Source organism: Desulfosporosinus burensis (genome assembly GCF_054657535.1).
Genome location: NZ_BAAHYN010000004.1, coordinates 96,063 through 117,373 on the forward strand (window position 1 = coordinate 96,063; position 21,311 = coordinate 117,373).

Annotated in this window: 19 protein-coding genes; 2 read left to right on the plus strand and 17 right to left on the minus strand. The window is 42.1% G+C overall.

Annotation, left to right across the window (positions count from 1 at the left end):
- Positions 1-25: 25 nt before the first annotated feature.
- The 14 genes from ACYQ3Q_RS07825 to ACYQ3Q_RS07890 all read right to left on the minus strand — a co-directional run bounded on the left by ACYQ3Q_RS07825 (position 26) and on the right by ACYQ3Q_RS07890 (position 15,969).
- A complete protein-coding gene (locus ACYQ3Q_RS07825) occupies positions 26-595 on the minus strand; it encodes a DUF2397 domain-containing protein (protein ID WP_459928045.1) in 570 nt (189 codons plus the stop codon).
- 133 nt (positions 596-728) lie between these two features.
- Positions 729-953 carry a hypothetical protein gene (locus ACYQ3Q_RS07830; protein ID WP_459928046.1) on the minus strand — a complete coding sequence of 75 codons (225 nt, stop codon included), beginning with the start codon at positions 951-953 and terminating at the stop codon, positions 729-731.
- Positions 954-1,134: 181 nt separating this feature from the next.
- Entirely contained in the window at positions 1,135-2,067 is a 933-nt protein-coding gene (gene rbsB, locus ACYQ3Q_RS07835) for a ribose ABC transporter substrate-binding protein RbsB (RefSeq protein ID WP_459928047.1), read from the minus strand.
- Between the two features lie 203 nt (positions 2,068-2,270).
- Positions 2,271-3,209 (minus strand): ABC transporter permease subunit, encoded by a 939-nt coding sequence (locus ACYQ3Q_RS07840; RefSeq protein ID WP_459928048.1) that lies wholly within the window; start codon positions 3,207-3,209, stop codon positions 2,271-2,273.
- Positions 3,202-4,698: a sugar ABC transporter ATP-binding protein gene (locus ACYQ3Q_RS07845; RefSeq protein WP_459928049.1), complete on the minus strand. Its 1,497-nt coding sequence runs from the start codon at positions 4,696-4,698 to the stop codon at positions 3,202-3,204. The genes ACYQ3Q_RS07840 and ACYQ3Q_RS07845 overlap by 8 nt, the downstream gene beginning before the upstream one ends.
- 22 nt (positions 4,699-4,720) lie before the next feature.
- Positions 4,721-5,116, minus strand: a complete 396-nt coding sequence (gene rbsD, locus ACYQ3Q_RS07850; RefSeq protein ID WP_459928050.1) for a D-ribose pyranase — start codon at positions 5,114-5,116, stop codon at positions 4,721-4,723.
- Positions 5,113-6,036 (minus strand): ribokinase, encoded by a 924-nt coding sequence (gene rbsK / locus ACYQ3Q_RS07855; protein ID WP_459928051.1) that lies wholly within the window; start codon positions 6,034-6,036, stop codon positions 5,113-5,115. The genes rbsD and rbsK overlap by 4 nt, the downstream gene beginning before the upstream one ends.
- 12 nt (positions 6,037-6,048) lie before the next feature.
- Positions 6,049-7,047: a LacI family DNA-binding transcriptional regulator gene (locus tag ACYQ3Q_RS07860; protein ID WP_459928052.1), complete on the minus strand. Its 999-nt coding sequence runs from the start codon at positions 7,045-7,047 to the stop codon at positions 6,049-6,051.
- A gap of 1,073 nt (positions 7,048-8,120) precedes the next feature.
- Positions 8,121-9,008: an IS3 family transposase gene (locus ACYQ3Q_RS07865; protein ID WP_459927319.1), complete on the minus strand. Its 888-nt coding sequence runs from the start codon at positions 9,006-9,008 to the stop codon at positions 8,121-8,123.
- Positions 8,962-9,300 (minus strand): transposase, encoded by a 339-nt coding sequence (locus ACYQ3Q_RS07870; RefSeq protein ID WP_459927575.1) that lies wholly within the window; start codon positions 9,298-9,300, stop codon positions 8,962-8,964. Before ACYQ3Q_RS07870 ends, ACYQ3Q_RS07865 begins: the two co-directional genes overlap by 47 nt.
- A gap of 250 nt (positions 9,301-9,550) precedes the next feature.
- Positions 9,551-10,276, minus strand: a complete 726-nt coding sequence (locus ACYQ3Q_RS07875) for a M48 family metallopeptidase (RefSeq protein ID WP_459928053.1) — start codon at positions 10,274-10,276, stop codon at positions 9,551-9,553.
- A gap of 4 nt (positions 10,277-10,280) precedes the next feature.
- Positions 10,281-13,208: a type I restriction endonuclease subunit R gene (locus ACYQ3Q_RS07880; RefSeq protein WP_459928054.1), complete on the minus strand. Its 2,928-nt coding sequence runs from the start codon at positions 13,206-13,208 to the stop codon at positions 10,281-10,283.
- An 11-nt stretch (positions 13,209-13,219) separates the two neighbouring features.
- The gene (locus ACYQ3Q_RS07885; RefSeq protein WP_459928055.1) at positions 13,220-14,461 is read right to left on the minus strand and encodes a restriction endonuclease subunit S; all 1,242 of its coding nucleotides are present in this window, start codon (positions 14,459-14,461) and stop codon (positions 13,220-13,222) included.
- 8 nt (positions 14,462-14,469) lie between these two features.
- The gene (locus ACYQ3Q_RS07890; protein WP_459928056.1) at positions 14,470-15,969 is read right to left on the minus strand and encodes a type I restriction-modification system subunit M; all 1,500 of its coding nucleotides are present in this window, start codon (positions 15,967-15,969) and stop codon (positions 14,470-14,472) included.
- Between the two features lie 327 nt (positions 15,970-16,296).
- Here ACYQ3Q_RS07890 and ACYQ3Q_RS07895 point away from each other — a divergent pair, with 327 nt between their 5' ends.
- Together ACYQ3Q_RS07895 and ACYQ3Q_RS07900 are read left to right on the plus strand one after the other, a co-directional pair.
- On the plus strand, positions 16,297-17,403 hold the full coding sequence (locus ACYQ3Q_RS07895; RefSeq protein ID WP_459928057.1) for an SAVED domain-containing protein: 1,107 nt from the start codon (positions 16,297-16,299) through the stop codon (positions 17,401-17,403).
- Positions 17,396-18,304 (plus strand): cyclic GMP-AMP synthase DncV-like nucleotidyltransferase, encoded by a 909-nt coding sequence (locus ACYQ3Q_RS07900; RefSeq protein ID WP_459928058.1) that lies wholly within the window; start codon positions 17,396-17,398, stop codon positions 18,302-18,304. The genes ACYQ3Q_RS07895 and ACYQ3Q_RS07900 overlap by 8 nt, the downstream gene beginning before the upstream one ends.
- Positions 18,305-18,316: 12 nt before the next feature.
- On the opposite strand, the gene ACYQ3Q_RS07905 is transcribed toward ACYQ3Q_RS07900, so the two are convergent.
- The 3 genes from ACYQ3Q_RS07905 to ACYQ3Q_RS07915 form a co-directional block, all read right to left on the minus strand.
- The gene (locus tag ACYQ3Q_RS07905; RefSeq protein ID WP_459928059.1) at positions 18,317-19,135 is read right to left on the minus strand and encodes an ExeA family protein; all 819 of its coding nucleotides are present in this window, start codon (positions 19,133-19,135) and stop codon (positions 18,317-18,319) included.
- The gene (locus tag ACYQ3Q_RS07910) at positions 19,128-20,519 is read right to left on the minus strand and encodes a DDE-type integrase/transposase/recombinase (RefSeq protein WP_459928060.1); all 1,392 of its coding nucleotides are present in this window, start codon (positions 20,517-20,519) and stop codon (positions 19,128-19,130) included. Before ACYQ3Q_RS07910 ends, ACYQ3Q_RS07905 begins: the two co-directional genes overlap by 8 nt.
- A gap of 103 nt (positions 20,520-20,622) precedes the next feature.
- Positions 20,623-21,231: a DUF6431 domain-containing protein gene (locus tag ACYQ3Q_RS07915; protein WP_459928061.1), complete on the minus strand. Its 609-nt coding sequence runs from the start codon at positions 21,229-21,231 to the stop codon at positions 20,623-20,625.
- Positions 21,232-21,311: the final 80 nt, after the last annotated feature.

Consider the following 21,311-nt stretch of genomic DNA (forward strand, 5'->3'; position numbering starts at 1 on the left):
GCGACGAGCACGAGAGCCAAACGGATCAAGCCGATCGGGTGTCTTGCGAAGCTAAATAATCGGCAGCATTATCGGTGAGACGATGGAAATTCTCATACAAGTCCTGCCAGAGTAGATAAATCTCTTCATTTGTTTTACTAAAGATAGAGTCTGTTTCCACCCAAGCGATGGTTAGATCCATTAAATTTCCGAGTAAGCGGTCAAAAAGAGTTCGTTCTAATGAACCGCCAAAGCCTTCTCCCAGATGTTCAAGCCCCAAAACCATACGTTCAATTTCAATCGTGTAGGGGGTCAACTGATAACGAAATTTTCGTTTCTTAAATTCTTCAATACTAGAGACGCGTCCTGTGTCTTGACGAGGTATAAGATTCTTCCAGCTGACCAGTTGGTCTAGATCCTGCTGTAACTGTTCTTCAGTGAACCCTTGAAAGTGAGGCTCCTGCTTCAAATACTGCAAAATTTCTTCGGGAACTATGTAGTAACGTAGTCGTTCGTGCTGCTGATAAATGTAACGCAAGACAGAACGATAACGCCAGGCATTCGAAACCGTCAAATAGGTTGCTTCTTGGATAGGTTTGAGAAGTTGTTCATTCATTTCATTTACCTCTAACGTTGAATTAGTAATCACAGTTTCAATATAATTCGCTCTATTTTAACAAAAAACCTACTCTGATGCATAATTAATTTCCTCACTTAGAAATTAGTCAGCGTAATCATTGCTGCCCTCCTTATATGCCCATGTTCGGAGAATTTGCTAACGTTCTAATCCAAATCATATCATTTGAATTAGACATTTTTCTGTATTCTGTGAAACGGGTATCCACATCATTCAGCTCATCATGCTCCCTGCTTAGCTTGACCTTCTTGTCTATAAACGTTTGCCTTCTTGCATTTTCAAGATTATATCGCTTTGCTATCGAAATTGCTCTAAGCATACTGTCATATTTTATCATTGGCGTCGCGTAATGCTTTGTACAAAGGATATATCAAGGAATATATTATGAAATGGAGTAACCAGAAATCAATTGGTTCCGATAACAGTTGTTATGGAGTTCAATTTTTAAACTTATTACAACCAAAAGTCGGAAAAAAGAGGTCGAAGCACGTGCTCCAACCTCTTTTTATTACTTTCTATTACTTCGTAACCAACTCTAACGCAACTGGGATACTCGCGTCAACTTTTTCCCCTTTAGCTACTTTAAGGGCGATTTCTAACGAAGTTTTACCAATCAAATCGGGTTTCTGAGCAACTGTTGCTGCCATTTTTCCCTCTTTAACGGATTTCACAGCATCATCTGTCGCGTCAAAACCGACCACCATGATTTTCTTGCCTGCAGCTTCAATGGCACTGAGAGCCCCTAAGGCCATTTCATCATTATGTGCGAACACAGCTTGAATGTCTTTATTGCCTTGAAGGATATTCTCCATTACTTTTAAGCCTTTAGCACGATCAAAATCAGCAGGTTGAGAAGCTACGACTTTCACGCCATCTTTGCCATCCACAATATTATGGAAACCTTGGCCACGATCACGTGCTGCCGATGTTCCCGCAATCCCTTGTAATTCTACTAAGTTTCCTTTGTTGTTCAGGGTTTTCATAATATATTCGGCAGCCATGCTACCACCCTTGACGTTATCGGATGCGATATGAGAAACGACTTTTCCGCCATTAGAAGCTCGGTCAACCGTGATCACAGGAATGTTGGCTTTGTTAGCCGATTCGACGGCTGAAACAACCGCTGCACTGTCAGTTGGGTTAATCAGAATCACACTGACTTTTTTCTGGATCAAGTCTTCAATATCGCTGATTTGCTTAGCGGTATTATCACGAGCATCTACAACTAACAGGTCTGCACCAGCGTCTTTAGCTGCTTTTTCAGCACCTTCTTTGAGGGTTACAAAGAATGGGTTGTTTAATGTGGAGATCGAAAAACCAATGGTCACTTTACTGGCTGGTTTAGGTGCTTCTTTCGTTTCTAATTTGGATTCAGTCGTTCCACAACCAATGAGGCTTATTGACATGAGAACTACGAGGATCATCATCCATATACTATTTTTTCGTTTCATTTTTTACTCTTCCTTTCTATTAGGGTGGCTTAACCACCATGTTTCCATAAGATGTGTACTAGTAATGATAAACTATAACTTCAAGGACGTTTCTAAGCCTTAGCATCCTCCCCTTCTAAGAGAACCTATATATCCACAACTGACGAAACCGTTGTTCCATTCAGTGGAGATCAGAAAATTTACCCCTTCTACTCAAGGATTGACTATTTCCCTTTTGACCGATCTAGTAAGACCGCCAGCAAAATGACCCCGCCCTTAACAACCTGTTGGTAAAACGATGAAACATTCATAAGATTTAAGCCGTTATCGAGAATCCCAATAATCATGGCTCCAATTAAGGTTCCCGCGATCCACCCTTTCCCCCCCGAGAGACTCGTGCCTCCTAAGACCACGGCGGCAATTGCATCAAGCTCATACGACGTCCCGGCAGTTGGTTGAGCAGAATTCAAGCGCGAAGTTAGGATAATCCCACTCAAAGATGCCATCAACCCGCTAATACTATAAACAAGGATTTTGACTCGATTTGTATTGATACCAGAAAGGCGAGTTGCTTCTTCGTTTCCTCCCAAGGCAAAAACGTGGCGTCCAAAGGATGTGAATTTCAAGATGACATAGAGTGCCACAAAGGCTACCAGCATCCAAATTACGGGCATTGGGATTTGGAAGAGATACCCTCGTCCAATCAAGCCAAACGCGTCTGGAAATCCAGTGATCGGTTTCGCTTCTGTATAAACCAAGGTTAAGCCACGGAAAATCGTCATGGTCGCCAGCGTGGCAATAAACGGGGCGACTTTTCCTCGAGCAATGACGACCCCATTTATGGTTCCCATCAAAGTCCCAGACAGCACGGCTACACCGATTGCTAACCAGGAATTTCCGCCTGTGGCCATCATCCCTGCAGCAAAGGCACTGGAAAGAGCAATAATCGAACCGACAGAGAGGTCGATCCCTCCGGTCAGAATGACAAACGTCATCCCATAGGCTATCAAGGCATTAATCGAAACCTGTCGGAGCACGTTAAAAATATTGCTCACGGTCAAAAAATCCGAATTGATAATCGATAAGATAAAGACGATGAGAATCAAACCCACCAGAGGTCCCATGCGCTGCAGAATCCCACTTTTCCCTCGGACTTTACCCATGACTTTTCCCTCCTGTTGCAGCAACCATAATCGTTTCTTGTGTTGCGTTTTCGCGCGAGAATTCTCCAGTGATTCGTCCTTCGTGCATGACCAGTACTCGATCGCTCATTCCGAGGACTTCCGGAAGTTCAGAGGAAATCATGACGATGGCGACCCCTTTTTGAACGAGCTGATTCATCAAGTCATAGATTTCCCGTTTCGCCCCGATATCCACACCCCGAGTCGGTTCATCTAAGATTAAAACTTTAGGTTGCGTCGCCAGCCACTTCCCAATCACGACTTTTTGCTGATTTCCTCCACTTAAAGAACTTACCAATTGCCCGGAATGATGAACTTTAACGTTCAGCTTCTTAATACTATCTCCCACAAAATCCTGTTCCATCCGATGGCCGATAAACCCCAAGCGCGATAGTGAGCGCAAATTAGGCAAGGCTAAATTTTCCCGAACTGAGAGATCGGAGACAAGACCCTCTCCTTTCCTATCTTCTGTAATCAACGCCATACCGGCCTTAATCGCATCGGCAGGACTATTAATCCTCACCAGTTTGTCATTCACGAAGATCTTCCCTTGATATTTCCCTACACCAAACAGAGCTTTGGCCAATTCTGATCGACCGGATCCCATTAAACCCGCAATTCCAAGGATTTCTCCAGCCCGCACACTCAAGTTGATATCATAGAGTTTTCCTGCTTGAGCTAAAGCCTCCACACGAAGACGCTCTTCCCCAATGTTCGTTTCTACCTTAGGGAAACGCTCTTTGATCTCCCGACCAACCATCATCTGCACTAACTCGTCCATCGTGGTGACATTCGTATCCCGGGTACCTATATAACGCCCATCCCGCAACACAGTGATCCGATCACTGATTTGGAAGATTTCCTCCATACGATGGGAAATGTAGATCATTCCTACTCCTTGGGTCTTCAGAGTCGCTATCAGCTGGAAGAGTTTCTCGATTTCTCGTTTGGTCAAAGCCGCCGTCGGCTCGTCGAGAACCAGAATTTTGGCGTGCATCGAAAGCGCTTTAGCAATTTCCACCATTTGCTGCTGTCCAACCGATAGTTCACCCACTAGACTATCTGGATTCAAGGCCATCCCCAGTTGCTGTAAATAATTCTTCGCTTCTGAACGCATTCTGGGCCAGTTTACAAATCCCGTCCGACCCCATTTAAACTCGCGTCCTAAAAACATATTTTCTAAGATGGATAGATCGGGGATCATGTTAAGTTCCTGATGGATGATCGCCACTCCCAAACCTTGCGCGGTTTTAGGCGAAGATGCCACGGACTCGGTTCCTTGAATCTGAACAGAGCCAGCATCCTTACTATAAATTCCAGAAAGGATTTTCATCAGGGTTGACTTACCCGCACCATTCTCACCCATCAAGGCATGGACTTCCCCTTGGCGGAGCGAAAACTGAACATCTTCTAACACCTTAACTCCACTGAAGCTCTTGTTAATGCCCTCCATTGTCAAAAGATCCGCCATACCTAATCCCTCCTTTGAATTTTCAGAAGATTACGCCCGCCTCAAGGACGACATTGGCATAAGGAGTAAACTCCCCCGTACGAATCACGGCCTTGGCCTGATGAGTTAAAGCTTTCAATTCTTCATGCGTGATGACCTTGATCTGAACACCGGGTAACAACCCGACTAGCTCTTCATTTTTGGAAGCGCTGGTTAATCTCATTTCTTGCGCCACATAGGCCTTTTCCACACACATTTCCAGAAGAATGGTCTCAACCGTCTCAATAAACGATGGAACTCCTTCTTTCAGAGCCAAGTCAATCCGTTTGACATGAGGAGGAATGGGTAACCCTGCATCCGCTATAACGATCTTATCCATATGCCCGAGCTCACTAATCACTCGGGAAATATCACTGTTTAAGATACCGATCTTCTTCATTGTCGTCCCTCCTGATACGCTTCTACCTCGGCAAAGGTCGGCATCCCGCCCTGAGCCCCAAATCTAGTCACGGCAAGAGCCGAAACCTGCACTGCAAATTCCGCGGCTTCTCGTATCGATTTCTTCTGGGCTAGAGCATACGCCAAGCCCGCATTAAAGGCATCTCCCGCTCCCGTAGTATCCACCACAGGGACCTTATGACCTGAAACGACAACCAAGCTGCCGCCTTTTTCCATGAGAGCAACTCCCTCAGCTCCCAAAGTCGTGACACAACACAAAACTCCAACTTCCAATAAACTCTCAATTCCTTGAGCAATCGTAGACTCTTCGGACATGCTTGTCAGCAAGGCGAGTTCGGAACGATTAGGGGTTAAATAATCCACCTTGCTGAGAAGATCCCGAGAAAGGCTTAGGGCTGGGGCTGGATTGAGCATCACGGGCTTCCCGTGCTTTCGTGCCAATTTAATCGCATGCTCCACGGTCACTAGCGGAATCTCTAATTGTAGGAGCACAAGATCTGCTTCGGTAATTATTTCCTCATACCGATCTAAATCCTCAGGTAAACACTGGGCATTCGCTCCTGGAACCACCACAATACTGTTATCCCCCTCAGCTAGGAGGATCGAGGCAATGCCTGTCGCTTCTGAATCGAGTACCTTAATGCTCGAGGTATTTACGCCATCCATCTGCAAGGCCTTCATGAGTTCCACTCCAAAAGCATCGGACCCAACCGCACCGATCATGGTGGTCTGAGCACCTAATCGAGCTAAGCCCACCGCCTGGTTGGCCCCTTTGCCACCGGGAACGAAATGAATTTCTTCTCCGTGAACCGTTTCCCCGCGTTTAGGAGCACGCACGGCTTTGACGACCAAATCCATATTCAGACTACCTATGACGACAATCTTAGGTCGTAAGTCCATATAAGTCTCCTCCTATTGGGTCGATTTTCTGGGAATTAATGTGACGTCCAGCTCAATGAGCTTATTCTTACGGACCCCGCTCTCGATCTCGTCCAATAAAATCCGAGCAGCTAATCTACCCATTTCATAGACCGGTTGGGCCACTGTCGTTAATTCCGGTTCGGTGATCTCTGTTAAACCAATTCCATCGAACCCGCAGACTTTGACTTGTTCTGGGACTTGGATTCCTCGTTCATGCAGAGCTTTGAGAGCCCCTACCGCCATAAGATCATTTCCGGCAAAAATTCCATCCAGATCAGGATGACGGGCAAGAAGCTGTTCCACAGCTTTTCTGCCACTATCGATATCAAAGTTTCCTGAGACCATTAAACTGGGCGAATACCCATTTAATCTTCCAGCGACTTCCTCATATCCAAGCATGCGCTCTCGAGCCGTGATAAATTCCTGTGGCCCGTAAATATGAGCGATCCTCTGACAGCCCTGCTCTATTAGATGCTGAACGGCAATTTTAGCCCCTTGTCGGTTATTGGAGCGTATCACTGCACAGGATGCAGTATTCAGGCCTCTATCTAACAAAACAATCGGGATACGTTCGTTTCTTAGCGCTTCGACATCCTCTTCACGAATCGTATTCGAAGCGAAGATGAAGCCATCCACATACTTTTTTTTAAGGACTTTGATATAAGAACTTTCTTTTAAGCCTAGATCGTCTGAGTTGCCTAAGATAACCGTCAAGCCTTTCTTATGGGCTACATCTTCGACACCGCGGGCCAAAGCAGGAAAAAACGGATTCAAAATATCCGGCAGGATTAAGGCAATGATCCCCATCTTCTTGCCCGCTAGGCCCCGAGCTACAGCATTTGGCTCGTATTGAAGCTGCTCAATCGCCTTCAGTACTTGTCCTGCGGTCTCAGGATTCACAGAGTCCGTTTTGTTAATCACTCGTGAGACTGTAGCCACAGACAATCCCGCCAAACGAGCAACATCTCTAATTGTCGCCAATCGTTGCACCCTCTATCATTAATTGTAATCGGTTACATTCTTATAATTTTTGTAAGTTCTATTATCTGCTTATATAACGATAATGCTCTATGGTTTAGTTATAGACCTCTGTGAACAAATGCTTATATAGGCTACTTTCGCTGAATTAATAAAGTTTTGACTCCTGATATATTGGGACATGAATTTTCATGTAAACGGTTACATTTCTAATATAATAATAGCTTTTTCAGAATGCACTGTCAATCCTTATTTTCTGAATTATGCTTGCCCTAAATAATGAATTTATGTACTTATTGTTATTAATATCCTCTTGATAAAAAAGCGTGCCCCCCATGCTTCCCCACGGTTTGAAGCCCTATGAATATATTGTCCATATATTTAGAGACAATTCCCCAACATTATATGGGAACGAGTAAGGATTTTCTGCAAGATCTATTACCATGGTCTGATAAACTACCAGAAAGCTGTAGGTCTCAGAAAAAGAATACTTAACCAGAAAGAGTCTCACTAAAAATTGGAGGCTCTTTTATGTTGTGTTTTTTAGCACATCATCAAATTATTATCTCAAATATATTGGTTCACTGCTAGATACGGTGGGTTTGAGGCTTACGATTATAACCCGAAGTAGTAATGATTATTCATATAATGCGAGTACTTGCTAACTTGAATTCGGGCAACTGAATCTAACCATCGTTCATGTAGTGGTGAGCAACAGGTCATAATTGCTCTTCTAGTCTTGGTTTTATCTTTAGCCCTTTGTTGTGTTAGCCTTAAATTCGTTTGAATCACGTCTCTTAGTTCTTATATTTTCCAATTATAAGAGGTACAATCCTATCCCACTTAGATTCGTTCCCAGAAGTTTTAAGTATAAAAATCCTTAACTCCCTCACCTATGGTTTTATGAGGCATGGTAAATTATCCTTAAAGAACATTTGGAAAAGTTTAGTCAACTATAGTGGCTCGGATGTAAAGACAAAAATAATCAAAAAGATAATGTACCAGATATTGTATAGTAGTAGTCTTCATTTTGTTAGAGCGCATCATTGAATTTTGTGCTATGTAGTGGCCTACCGAGTGTAGGACTACGCACTCATTTGTAGTAAAGCAGGGTAATATATATCTGCCGGAGTTTCGTAATTCAATGCTGAGTGCAATTTCACAAAGTTATATTTGTGAATAAATCCTCCAATTTGTTTCCTAGCATCCTTGATATGTTCATAATCCTTAAGGTAGACTTCATCATATTTAAGTGTCCTAAACCATCGCTCTATGGGTATGTTGTCAGCCCATCTACCCTTACCATCCATGCTGATTTTACTCTTGTTATTGATAACAAATTCAATATATTCATGGCTTGTAAATTGGCTGCCCTGATCGGAATTTAATATCTCTGGTGTGGCAACAGCATAGGCCATCTTTAGGGCATGGATCACCATTCGTGTGGATAGAGTGTCATCCAGCTCCCAGCCAACGATGCACTTGCTGTGCCAATCAATGATGGCAGTTAAGTAAATGAATCCACGTCTTAACTTGATGTAGGTAATGTCGATTGACCAGGCCTGATTTGCTCGGGTGATGACGGCATTACGTAGTAGATATGGGTAGATCTTATGTCCCTTTGTAGGCTTGGATAGGTTGGGTTTCGGATAAATTGCAGAAATGCTCATCTCTTGCATAAACTTCCTTGTTTTGAGCCTACCAATTTCAATGCCTTGTTTTTGTAATGTTTTGGATATTTGCCTTGAGCCCCAAGATGGGCTTTCGGTATGGATTGCATCAATTTTATGCTTAACCATTATTTCAAAGTCGGAAGGCTCTTTTGGTGCGTAGTACACGCTTGTTCGGTTGACGTCTAAAAGCCCTGCAACAGTGGACAAGGGTAGCGGTTTATCGCCATTTTCACTGTTCTTATGATCCTTGATTTCAGCCTTTTGGGCGTGGAGTAAACCGACTCTCCCAGTCAGGTCCAAGAATTTCTTCAGATTTTTTTTTGAGCCAATCGACTTGTGTAGTCAATTGACCGACCTTTTTATATAAGCTATCGTTTTCCCGCTCCTGATCCTTAACTTTCTCCTGTAACACCTTGTCCTTTTTGTTATCAAATACATTGGCTGCATTAGCCAAAAATTCATTCTTCCAGTTCCGCAGCTGGTTAGGCGCTATCTCATGGGTGCTGGCGATTTCGTTTAGTTCTTTTTCGCCTCGCAAAACCTCCAAAACTCTCTCCGCCTTAAATTCTGCGCTAAATACTCTTTTCTTCATCAATAATAAACCTGCTTTCTTTAGTGGTTTTATTATATCAGGTTCATTATCTTTTCAGAAAATCTTGTCGAGTTTTCCTAGACCATTATAATACTCAGATTACGTTTCTTTTAAACACATGGTAATAATTGGAACACACTCCACTCAGGTAGCGGTGGCAGAGTCAATTATTTTTTCTTAGGTCACATAACATATTTCTTAAAGCTAAACAGATTAACGTGGTATCTTGTTTTCGGTCTACCAAAAGCTATCATAACCTAAGCTCAATCCCGTGTTGTTTCAGCCACCGTTTCCTATCCTTGTAATCAGGAATGATGCTTTCAACCAATTGCCAGAACTCTTCAGAGTGGTTCATAATTTTTAGATGACATAGTTCATGAACAACTACATAATCCACAATAAACGTCGGGGCCATCACAAGTCTCCAATTCAAATTTAAGTTACCTTTTCTTGAGCAACTTCCCCACCTAGTTTTCTGGTTCTTAAGTCTCACTTGATTAAAATCCAAACCTAATCTATCTTTATAAACCGTAAGTCTACTATGAAAAAATTCCTTAGCCTGAACTACATACCAACGTTCTAACGCTTTGTGGATTTCTCCCTGGCGTTTGTCTAATGGCAGGTTTTTGTTAATGTAGACCACAAACCGTTCACCCTCAAAAGTTACCCGTGTGTAGCGGCCATCGTACTCTAACACCCTAAGGGTGAAATCCTTTCCTCTGAACGGTAGCTTTACCCCGCTAACTAGCTCCCGTTTCGCTTGTATGTGCTCATTTTTAAGTTTAAGGCCCTCTACCTTATTGAAAATCCATTCCCGCTTTTCTTCAACCACTGGAATAATTCTGTCATCACCAACACCTACAGGAGCAACAACCTTTACCCCATCAATACCGACAGTTATACTAACGTGTTTGGCTCTGGTACTTTTTCTAATTGAATAGGGAATTATCGTTGAACCAATTTCTAGATTTAGCATGCTGTCATCCTTTGTAGTAATTTACTTTTGAGTATTCAATGACTTTTTGAGCAAATTGGTCGCGGTCCTGCACTAAACCAATGACTGAGCGCTTAACTAACTTAGTCAGCTCCCTGATAGAGCCTTCTTTTTTCTGCCACTCAAAACAGGCGTTCTCATTAGTTTCAAAAATCTCGTGAATCTCCTCAGCCTTTTCCTTTAAATCAGCCTTATTGACTTGGCTGTCTTTCGGAACATATAACTTTAAAAGCTTGAGGAACGAATTGATGTTCTTTCCGAAGGAATCTTTTTCCTCGTCATTTTGTTGGTCATTAATTTTCCTTGCCAATTCATCATACTTTTTGAGTACCTCCGCAGTCTGGATGCGTCCCGCGTTATAGTCTTCAATGAGCTTCTCCAGCATCTCGCTGAATTGATGATAGGCTATAGGATTTTCCTTCAATTTAATGCGGAGAGTTTTTCGGATACTCTCGGCCTTCTTTAGTGCCGCGGAATCACCGTAAGGTGCAATTTCCTCTTTGAAAAAGTCAGGGTCAGACAGGTTCTTTAGCTTAACCAGGTTTACAATACCCTTAGCCACTAGATGCTCATTGACTAGATTTCGAACCTTCTCCCCATACTCCTTGAAATCGAAGTGTTCCTTGGATTCAAATTTAAGCATACCGTAGGAAAGAATCACAGCAGCCCACTTTAAATCCTCGCTAAAATTCAAGACATATGGGTCGGGTGATATGGAATTGTAGAGGGTGGAGAAGGTTTTGAGCCTTTTCTTAAAGATATACCATTTATCCTCGGTGTCAATAACCGTCATGGCACTAGTAATATCCTCTTTCGGGTCACTATGCCGCTTAACGCTCCTAAACATGGCCATAAGTTCAGCATTGGCATGTTTGAGAAGTTGCTTTAATTCTTTGATATCCCTCATTGCATTCTGAACATCTTTTTTGCGATACGATGCTAAAGCTTCAGATAAATGTTCCGATATCCCAAAGTAGTCAACAATTAGACCATTGACCTTGTTTTCATAAGCCCTGTTAGTACGGGCTATAGCCTGAAGCAAATTGTGTTCCTTTAGGGGTGAATCAAGATACATGGCTTGTTCAATTGGCGCGTCAAAACCTGTAAGCAGTTTGTCGCAGACTATTACTATTTTCACCACACCGTCTTTGCGTTTGAAGTGGTTCTTAATATCCTTTTCTTTCTTCTCGTCCGCATAATAAATAACTAAATCGCCCTCATCATGTTGACTTGCGGAATAGACACATTCGACCTCATCTAGCCCATTTGCAACCTTTGCCTTGAAATACTTGTCCAATTCCCTTTTGTAAAGAACTATTGTTTCACGGTCGAAGGCTACCAGCTGTGCCTTGTAACCATCGGGCTCAACATGGGTCTTAAAATGGGTTGCAATATCATAAGCTAATAGCTCGATTCTCGATTTTGCCTTGACCAAAGTACCTACATTACACTGCTTTTGCTTGAGTTGTTCTCGTTTGTCATCGGGCAGGTCCTTGAACCATTGGTCAAAAAGGATGTCTAACTTCGCGCCTTCCATGTGCCACTTGACCATCTTGCTCTCGTAGAAAATTGGAACGGTTACACCATCTGCTTCGGCATCCTCCATGGCGTAGCGGTCTAAGTAGTCCTCTCCCGCAACTCCAAAGTTTATGTAGGTATTTCTATCAGTCTTTTTTATCGGAGTTCCTGTAAAGCCAAAATAGAAAGCATCTGGCAAAGCCCTACGAAACTTAGCCCCTAAGTCGCCTTCTTGTGTGCGGTGAGCCTCGTCCACAAAGATAATAAAGTTTTGGCTGTTGTCTACAACCTCAGAGTCATCGAACTCCTGGAATTTATGTATAGTGGACATCAGTGTCTGCCCGTGAGAGTTTAGGTTTAACTCCTGTTTTAGCTCCCTAATTGAATTAACCTGTTTAGGGTTTCGGAATCCTGTAGCAAGGAAGGTTCCAGAAATTTGGTCGTCAAGGTCAGTCCTGTCTGTAAGCAGCAGAATGTTTGGATTATTTAGCGATTTAGTTAGTTTAAGCTTCATGGCAGTAAATACCATAGTTAAGGATTTTCCTGAACCTTGCGTATGCCATATTAGTCCACGCTTTAACTTGCTCTCAACAACCCTCTGCACGATTTTATTGGTTGCTCTATACTGCTGATAGCGGCAAATCTTCTTCGTCTTAACATTGTCCCGCACCTCAAAGATAATAAAATGCCGTAGAATATCCAGTAGACGTTTAGGTTGCAACAAGGAAAATATCCCTAGAGAAACTCTATCGGCAAACTCAGAAACCTTGTGTGGCCAAGGGTCTTTCCACTCTAGGTAGTATTTAGCAGGGGTCCCAGTAGCTCCATATAACAACTCTTTGCCGTCAGTGGAAATGTTGAAAATGTTTGGCACAAATAGTTTCGGGATTTGCTTTTCGTATGTATGAATCTGATGGATGCCGCTGTAGATATCTTGATTAGCAATTGGGCTTTTGCACTCGATGACTACGAGAGGAATCCCGTTTACGAAGATAACTATGTCTGGCTTGCGATTAGTAAGACCTTTTACTTTGAACTGGTTTAGGACTGTGAACTCGTTATTGTTAGGGTTATCAAAGTCAAAAAACTTTATGGTTTGCCTATGCTTCTTTCCGCCTACTGTCATGGAATAGTTGCCCCTGAGCTTGTTGATACACTCCTCGTTGTCAGTGAGTCGAAGTAAATCCATGTGCATTTTCGAGGCGTTGGCATCGTTGAGGGAGTTAAGCTCCTTGACTTTACGGATAAAGATTTCCTTCAGAACAACGGCAAATTCATCCTCTCGATAAAGTTGGTGTTCATTAACGGGCAAATAGCTATAGCCAAGTGATAACAGATATTCAATCACTGGACGCTCAACTAAAGATTCCTCGTTATATTTTGATGCTGGAGCCATGAAACCATCACCTAAACCTTTACTCTCACTCTGCCTGTAAGGAGGTCTTGCATTAGACCTCGTTTGGTTTGTTCTAACTGGGATTTGCGTTTACCAAGCACTTCTAATTTCCTATCGACTGCTGTGAGTACCTCAACAATATGTATCTGTTCTTTAAGAGGTGGTAAAGGGAGTCCATAGCTTCTTAGAAATTCCATGTCGATACCTGTCTGCCCAGATGTTCTTTGAGAAAGATGCTCTATAAGTCTAAATAAATTTTCCTGCTTTAAGAAGTAATATAAATATTTTTTAATCATTAACTCAGTTGGAATTGCCTTAATTAAAGCTACATTATATGCGCCCTCTAAACCAGTTAATATTTGAAATATGGGTGGCCCATAGCGACCAATCATTACATCGTCCTTTTTACAGAATTTTCTGGCTAAACCATTCGGGATATATGTTACATGTTTATCATCCTTGAAATCTCGTATCTGAATTAATCTTATGTACCCATCCATTGGTTCAAATACAAATGTCTTCAGCGGTGGCTGAGACCCGCCTTCAAATTTAACGACATCATCGAGTTTCTTGACATCCCATCCGACAGGAATTTCTCCCAACTCAGTCTTCTTAAACTCCGTATGACCTATGCCCTTCGTCAGTAACTCTAGCATCAAGCCCTTTTTTACTTTCTTGGTCTGCTCAATAATTTCGTCGGTTTTGGAAATGCCTTCGTCAACGATAGTGAGGATTGTGGCGATTTGTCTTTGTTCGGAAAGAGGAGGAAGAAATATCTCTAAGCCTTTTAGTTCACCCAATCGAATACCTTTTACTGTTGAGCCACTTCCCATAGATATAATTTGACTACCTTTCGATAGGTACCAATAAAGTAAATATTTCGTATCTAAATAACTTTTCGGGAATAAAGCCTTAAGGTCCTGGTTAATAGCCATTGGTACAGTGTTAATAAACGCCCTTCCTAGACCCATCCTAGTTGCTATAATAACCGTAAAGGGATTTATCAAGTTTGTTGAGCTGTTCTTACGACCATCTTCTGTTATATATTCTAAGGTATCACCCTTGAATAATTCTTTACCCATATCTTTGACGCTAGCCCAAGGTATTTCTCCACCCCAAAAGGACTGTATCTCTTTGGAAGGAGTACCCCCTCCAGCAATTCTAACTAGCGCCTCTCCTAATTTCTCAACTTTCCAGTCCTTGGGCAATATATCAACAGATTGTATTATTGCTTTTTTATCAACTGTAATCATTTAAAAGTCTACTCCTCATACCCTAGTTGCTTCATAAACTCCGTAACCCTAGCTTCGATATACGCGTAATCCTGCTCCAATACCCGAAGTTTCTGAATCTCCGACGCAACATCAATAATTTCTTCCTCTGTTCCCGAGTCCACGTAGCGTTTAATGTTAAGGTTATAGTCGTTTTTCTTTACTTCTTCCAAGCTAACAAAATTATTATATCCATCAACATTATCGTCACTTGCGAAGGCGGCAATAATCTTCTCGATATCCTCATCACGCAGGAAATTTTGGTTTTTGGACTGAAGGTAGTCTTTGCTTCCATCAATAAATAGGATTTTGCTTTGTCTTTCCCTGGACTTGTCTTTGTTAATTACCATGATACAGGCGGGAATACCCGTACCGTAGAACAAGTTTGATGGCAACCCTACAACTGCCTCAATAATATCGTCTTCAACCATTCCTTGGCGAATTTTGCCTTCGGCACCGTCTCTAAAAAGAACGCCGTGAGGAAGAACTACTCCCATTTTCCCTTTGTCATTTAGTGATGCTATCATGTGCTGTACAAAAGCTAAATCGCCGTAGGATTTCGGTGGAACGCCATAAACATCCCTGTTATACTTATCGCCGTCTTTCCACAGCTCGTGACCCCATTCTTTTAATGAGAAGGGTGGATTTGCAATCACCCTGTCAAAAGTTCTAAGGGTTTCCGCACTGCTTCTACCCAAACTAATCAGATGTTTAGGGTCAATCAGAGTGTCGCCACGTTCAATAAAGGCATCCTCAATATCATGCAGAAACAGGTTCATCTTACAAATGGACCATGTGTTTAGGTTTTTCTCTTGTCCATATAGGGTTACATTTTTAGGGTTTTTACCATGTTCTGCTAAGTATTTGTAGCTCTCTAATAGCATACCGCCCGAACCGCAGGCAGGGTCATAGACCGAATTCTGTTCCTCGGGTTGAATTAGCTCTACAATAAGTCTAACGACCATTTTAGGTGTAAAAAATTCTCCGCCTTTTTTACCCGCGTCATCTGCAAACTGAGCAATTAAATACTCATAAGCCTGCCCCAGTACATCGGACGCAACTTCAGAGTTTCTTAAATTGAGTTTATCGAAATGGACAAGTAGCCTCTCTAAAATGGCATCGGAGAATCGTTCCTTTTGGTTAAAATCAATGCTATTAAAAATCCCCGCTAGCTTTGTGTTATTATCCTCAATAGCCATGAACGCCTTGTTTAAGTATTCACCGATGTCAGATGAGACCTTGCGGACATCTCTCCAGAAATATCCTTTCGGGATATGAAATCTGTGCTCACTTGGGTCAGATGCAACCTCTTCCCCGTATTTAGCTTTAACAGCTTCGTATTCTTCTTCCCATACGTCACTTAGCCGTTTATAGAAAAGCAGGCCGAATATGTAATGTTTGAAATCAGATGAGTCAATTGAGCCACGTAAAATATTTGCTGCCCCCCACAAGTGGGCTTCTAATTCTCTAAGTCGTTCAATGTCAACCATGTTTGTCCCCCTAATTTATGTTAAACAGTTATATTCTTCAAAGTTACAGTCTTTTCCTCTATCTTCGCCAAATTTGAAGGAAAAGCTTCCTATTTATTAAAAAGCCCTCTTTCAAAGAATTTTAACAATGCTACTTTAATGTTGTTATAGGTCCACTAATAAACCATGCTTAATTAAGCATGGTGGGCGAGGCAACCCATAGGTAGCTGTAATCTATAAAGGATTGTGGGATTAGAAGCGAATTATTACGATGACGAGAGGCTCATCCAACTCTAGCTCTATTTGTGTTATAGTATAGTATAAATATTTACAAGAAAGGAAATGGTTATGGTTTTTCAAACATCGGTAGCAATAATTTTATTAACTTCATTCCTTATACTTTTCTTTGTAATTAGAATTTTCTTAGAGAGTAAAAAAGAAGCAGTAATATCGAGCATCTTGTTTACAGCAGGTTTAGAGTTGACAATCAGTTCTTTTGGCACGATGCAAGATAAGATACTACCCGCAATAGCTCTTATAAGTAAAAACATGACCAGTCAGGATACTACCACGATAATCTCTGAAGCAACTCAAACCAATTATAATCAACTCATTACTGGTTTGATATTATTGGGATTAGGGATTGCCTTAACCTATTATTCTAGAAAAAAACTATACATATTAAATATTATGGGTTATGAAGAAAAGAGAATAGAAAATTATAGTAAAGATTTAGGGCTAAGTGCCTTTGACTTTAAAGAAAGAGACATTGACTTTATAAGAATGTTTAAGACTGGTATTACTGCTATATCTTCAAAAGATATTATAGAGGACATAAAACAAAAGGTAGAGGGCCTTAAACATAGTAAAATATTTCAAAGAGGCTATACGGGTATTGCCCCAATCCCATTTATTGTTATTGCTGGAACATTTCTTGGGAAGGAGAAAATAGATGAATATTTTGAATATGACAAAATAGATACTGAAACTTACTATAAGTTAACCGAAAACAAAAGGAAAAAGTACCCCATTTTAAGATTCCAATCGATTCCTAATAATATTGATTTGTTAGCAACTGAAGCGGTCTTAGCTATAGAAATTACGACGGAAATACCTGAAAGCGATTTGGTTCAATTTAATAATCTAGGGATATTCAGACTATCAATAGACCACCCGAAAGATAATACCATAAGATTTAAGAACCAACTAAATCACTATACGAATACGATATTTAACACTCTTGAAAAACAGATAAAACAGACTCTTCCAAAGTTAAAGAGGATACATTTAGTTTATTCGGGACAAAGTTGCTTGGCTTTAGAAATTGGAAAAAGATTAGACAATACCAGAATTTGTGAAATTATTAGTTATCACTATACTACTCATACCGATGTCAGGTATCCTTGGGGGATAGTATTAAACGGAGACAATAAGGGGAAATTTATTGATGTATGATTTAAGTTCAAATTTTAATACTTTTTATAAAGACCATGTTGTTCTTCCAAGTAAAGAACAAACTCGATTAAGAGAGCTTAAAAACATAAACATTCAGAGGTTAAAGGAAGGATTGGCAGAATACAATGAAGAAAAAGGAACAAGTTATAAAATTGTAGAGACATTGGAGCAGGGAAGTTTCGCAATGTCTACGGTGACGCAAAGTGATAGTAAAAACTATGATATTGATGTTGCAATAGTCTTAGATAAAGATAATCTTCCAGAAGGAACAACTGCTGTTAAAAATATTATTGTTAATGCATTGAAAAAAAAGAGTGCTCAGTTTAAAACTGAGCCTGAGTTTAAAACCAATTGCATTAGAGTTATTTATCAAGCAGGGTACCATATTGATTTTGCCATATATCGAAGATTTATGAACTCTAACGACGATTATGAATATGAGCATTGCGGTAGTGAATGGAGGACAAGAGACCCAAAGGCTATAACAAAGTGGTTTTTAAGCAAAATAAAAGCCAATGGACAGAGTTTAAGGAAAACTGTTCGGTTACTTAAAATGTTTTGTAAATCTAGAAATTTATGGGTAATGCCTGGAGGTTTAATGTTATCCGTATTGGTTGAAGAAGCTTTTACACATGACAGTCGGTTAGATATTTCGTTTTATGAAACGATAAAAGGTACAAAGGAAAGATTACTCTACGATGAAACAATTGATAATCCTGTTTGTCGCTTCTCAGCTCACATGACGGCGTACATCTCACTGCCAATGGCAGAAGAAATGTGCCGACAATACGCCAATACCAGTAGAATTCTACCGCCAATACTTTCCTCTGCAATGACAGTCAATGTGGATAAGAAAAATCCCCAATATACACATGCCAATCCATGTGTATATTGGGGATAATGTGGATACTATCTAAATAGCACTACCACGTTGCCGTTCAGCATCCGCTAAAATTCGCCCAATTTGAGCATCCTCCACAACCTCGCTCCCGTTTCGATCTGCCTCATAGAGGGCATGAGTACAAAGAGTGTTAATTAGCCGAGGTATGCCCTTCGTCTCGGAGTGGATTAGAGCTAAAGCACTATCGGAAAAGACAGGGGTGGAACGATTGGCATGTTTCATTTGATGTCGAATATAGGCTGCAGTTTCTTGGGCGTTAAGGCCATTCAGGTGGTACTGAAGGTGAATGCGCTGGGCAATGGCCTCATACTTATTCATTCGTAAGGTTCGTCTCAACTCGGGCTGACCTACCAGGATGATGGAAAACAAGGACGCAGAATCCATCTGGTGATTTAAAGCAAACCGGAGCTCTAGGAGCATGGACGGGCTAATATCCTGAGCTTCATCGATCACCAAGACTAAGAATTTCTTTCCTTGAATCAACCGATCGGTTAAAACATGTTCAAGTAAACGTTTGGCCCTAAATAGAGAGAATAGTGGCTCCTCCCCAAGCTCACGTAATAATTCCGAGTAAAAATCCCGAGGTTTCATCCCCGCACGGCTGAGATAGATCACTTGGTAACGAACAGGGTCTAAGGTCAGACCCAGACGGCGGACAAGGGTCGATTTGCCACTGCCAACCTCTCCTGTAAGCACTCCTAAACCAGAATTGGAAACCATCAACTGTAAGCGAGCTAAAGCTTCAGCATAGGCACCGACCTCAAAGAACATATCGTTCATTGGAGAACGAGAAAACGGAATTAGATGGGTGGCATTTGGCAGATCAGTCATGGGTAGCCTCCTGCTTTGGCCCGAAATTTAAGGCTTCTTGGGCCCATGTCTTACGGCGTTTTTCCTCCGCCATTTTGAAAAAATTCAACCCAGTCGCTGGAGCTTCCTCCTGTTTTTCGACCTTGGATCTCGATTTGACCCGTTCATGGATACTGCGATTTAAATCGAGAAGTCGGGCATCGGGTAGCCGGTTTCCTTCATGCCATACTTGCATTACGCTTAGCTCGTAGGGGTCAAAGCGAAGCGTGACGGTTTGACTAGAAAGGTGAGACGGAACCTCGAAGAGATTACCAAAGACGCTGACACAACCGGCCTTATCCACCTTTCGCGCTTCTTCCCAAAGGAAGATCTCGGTCAGTTCCATCATCGATACCCGGCGCATAGTCCGTTTAATACCTGCAGCCCTATCCATAGGAGACTGACCGGTACTACCGTGCTTACGTAAGTGGTAGTACCCTTCTAACCAGGATGTAAAGGCCTCATTTAAGTGCTTCAACGTCGAAAGACTACCGTTTCCAATCTGTACATGGGCCTCTGGTCTGAAGCTTGTATCAATAAATCTGAAGAACCTCTCAATTTTTCCTCGGCCCATTGGTTTGTACGGACGCGAGTGAGAAAGCTTAATGTTTAACTTGGCACAGATCCGGACCAAATGGTGGGAAGAGAAAACGCTCCCATTATCGCAGTAGAACTGAGAGGGCACTCCGTGGCGCAAGATCGCTTTTTTGAGGGCATCTTCTAAACGAGGCAATTTCTCATCCCAGTAGAATTCTCCGTGGACAATCGCCCTGGAAAAATCATCAATGATGGCGAATAACATTGCTTTTTTACGTTTCTTAGGATTCTGTGGGTCCGGCAAATAAAGGGTATGTTGAAAATCCGCCTGCCACATGAGATGAACATCTTCCACTTCGAAACGTCGATGCCCTCTCGATGATTCCACAGCCTGCAAGAGTTCCTGGCGGCTGACACCTGCCTTGCGCAAGTGCCGGGATAAGGTACTTGGGGCAAGCACTCCCTCCGAGGCTAAACCGCTATGTTCTAATAGGTATATAATCTGCTCCACACTTCGCTCGGGTCGTTCACGGCGTAGCTCAATGGCCTTTTGTAAGATGGGGGCCGGTAAAGCTATGGCGTTTTTCTGAGGACGTTTTTTAGGTTTAAGCCCATCCCACCCCTCTTTTCGGTAGTTTGCCATAAAGCGCTCAAGCGTGCGTACACTAACCTGAGTCTTGTGGCTGCCTGGAATGGTGTAATTGAGCGCGGCAATTTGAGCAAGCTGACGCTTCAGCCCTCCAGGAATCATCGGAGTCTGACGAGATACAATCGGTGCTATTAATCCGTAACGAAACGCTGCCATCTGTTCATCTGTAGCAAAATCCATGGTTTCTCACTCCTTCAAACATAAAGTTAGGCTAGGGTTGCCCCTACCGCTATTCTGACTGAAAAAGTTTCGCCATTCTATGGACAGCTTTTGTGGGATCAAGCTAACCAACCGTCACCGCCCTTGAGCGTTTAATCTGGTAGAGCCAAGTAAGAAGTCCGATAGTCATAAATCCTGGTATTGTCGATCTTACTTGCTCCCAAGCCCTAAACAACCAGGACCATTCTCGGGCTGGTTTCGACGGGCCAACAGGGATTTCCACATGGGGCAACTTCTCTATGATAATCCGCCATTGTTCGGAGGATGAGTCTTTCAGTTCATCATGGATCGCTTTGCTCCAGCGCCAAAGAGTCTTCTCACTAAACCTCCCCGCCGAAGTGACTAGATCTTCCGCAATTTTTACCAAAGCTACCCCAGATAACTGTTGGCGGATCACTTCTTCTTTAACTTCCCATGCCACCTGATGGTGTTCCATCACAAAGTTAGGAAGAAATGATGTGGCTCTCCCACACTTGATACATTTAAACCGGTAGATGGATATAATGAACGCTTCTAATAACGTATACACTGTTCGTTTAAAACTTCCATGTTTATGTAGCATCGCTTTCTCAAAGCAGTGGGGACACACCCTTGGACGCAAGTGATTTGGGCAACCATCAATAAAGCCTTCAATATAAGACTGGACAGTCCAGATTTCTTCAGGTAAACTCATATTGGTAGTAACCAATGGGAAAGAGGAAACGAGGCTGGCGGGCCGATGATGTTTCCTCTTTCTTTTATCCTTTTTTAATG

What these genes read in the sequence shown, in the direction of transcription:
- ACYQ3Q_RS07895 (WP_459928057.1), top strand. Translation starts at nt 16,297, where the DNA reads ATGGTTTTTCAAACATCGGTAGCAATAATTTTATTAACTTCATTCCTT.
- ACYQ3Q_RS07830 (WP_459928046.1), bottom strand. Translation starts at nt 953, where the DNA reads ATGATAAAATATGACAGTATGCTTAGAGCAATTTCGATAGCAAAGCGA.
- ACYQ3Q_RS07885 (WP_459928055.1), bottom strand. Translation starts at nt 14,461, where the DNA reads ATGATTACAGTTGATAAAAAAGCAATAATACAATCTGTTGATATATTG.
- ACYQ3Q_RS07870 (WP_459927575.1), bottom strand. Translation starts at nt 9,300, where the DNA reads ATGAAGAAAAGAGTATTTAGCGCAGAATTTAAGGCGGAGAGAGTTTTG.
- ACYQ3Q_RS07905 (WP_459928059.1), bottom strand. Translation starts at nt 19,135, where the DNA reads ATGACTGATCTGCCAAATGCCACCCATCTAATTCCGTTTTCTCGTTCT.
- rbsB (WP_459928047.1), bottom strand. Translation starts at nt 2,067, where the DNA reads ATGAAACGAAAAAATAGTATATGGATGATGATCCTCGTAGTTCTCATG.
- ACYQ3Q_RS07825 (WP_459928045.1), bottom strand. Translation starts at nt 595, where the DNA reads ATGAATGAACAACTTCTCAAACCTATCCAAGAAGCAACCTATTTGACG.
- ACYQ3Q_RS07845 (WP_459928049.1), bottom strand. Translation starts at nt 4,698, where the DNA reads ATGGCGGATCTTTTGACAATGGAGGGCATTAACAAGAGCTTCAGTGGA.
- ACYQ3Q_RS07840 (WP_459928048.1), bottom strand. Translation starts at nt 3,209, where the DNA reads ATGGGTAAAGTCCGAGGGAAAAGTGGGATTCTGCAGCGCATGGGACCT.
- ACYQ3Q_RS07890 (WP_459928056.1), bottom strand. Translation starts at nt 15,969, where the DNA reads ATGGTTGACATTGAACGACTTAGAGAATTAGAAGCCCACTTGTGGGGG.
- rbsK (WP_459928051.1), bottom strand. Translation starts at nt 6,036, where the DNA reads ATGGACTTACGACCTAAGATTGTCGTCATAGGTAGTCTGAATATGGAT.
- ACYQ3Q_RS07915 (WP_459928061.1), bottom strand. Translation starts at nt 21,231, where the DNA reads ATGAGTTTACCTGAAGAAATCTGGACTGTCCAGTCTTATATTGAAGGC.
- rbsD (WP_459928050.1), bottom strand. Translation starts at nt 5,116, where the DNA reads ATGAAGAAGATCGGTATCTTAAACAGTGATATTTCCCGAGTGATTAGT.
- ACYQ3Q_RS07875 (WP_459928053.1), bottom strand. Translation starts at nt 10,276, where the DNA reads ATGCTAAATCTAGAAATTGGTTCAACGATAATTCCCTATTCAATTAGA.
- ACYQ3Q_RS07900 (WP_459928058.1), top strand. Translation starts at nt 17,396, where the DNA reads ATGTATGATTTAAGTTCAAATTTTAATACTTTTTATAAAGACCATGTT.
- ACYQ3Q_RS07880 (WP_459928054.1), bottom strand. Translation starts at nt 13,208, where the DNA reads ATGGCTCCAGCATCAAAATATAACGAGGAATCTTTAGTTGAGCGTCCA.
- ACYQ3Q_RS07910 (WP_459928060.1), bottom strand. Translation starts at nt 20,519, where the DNA reads ATGGATTTTGCTACAGATGAACAGATGGCAGCGTTTCGTTACGGATTA.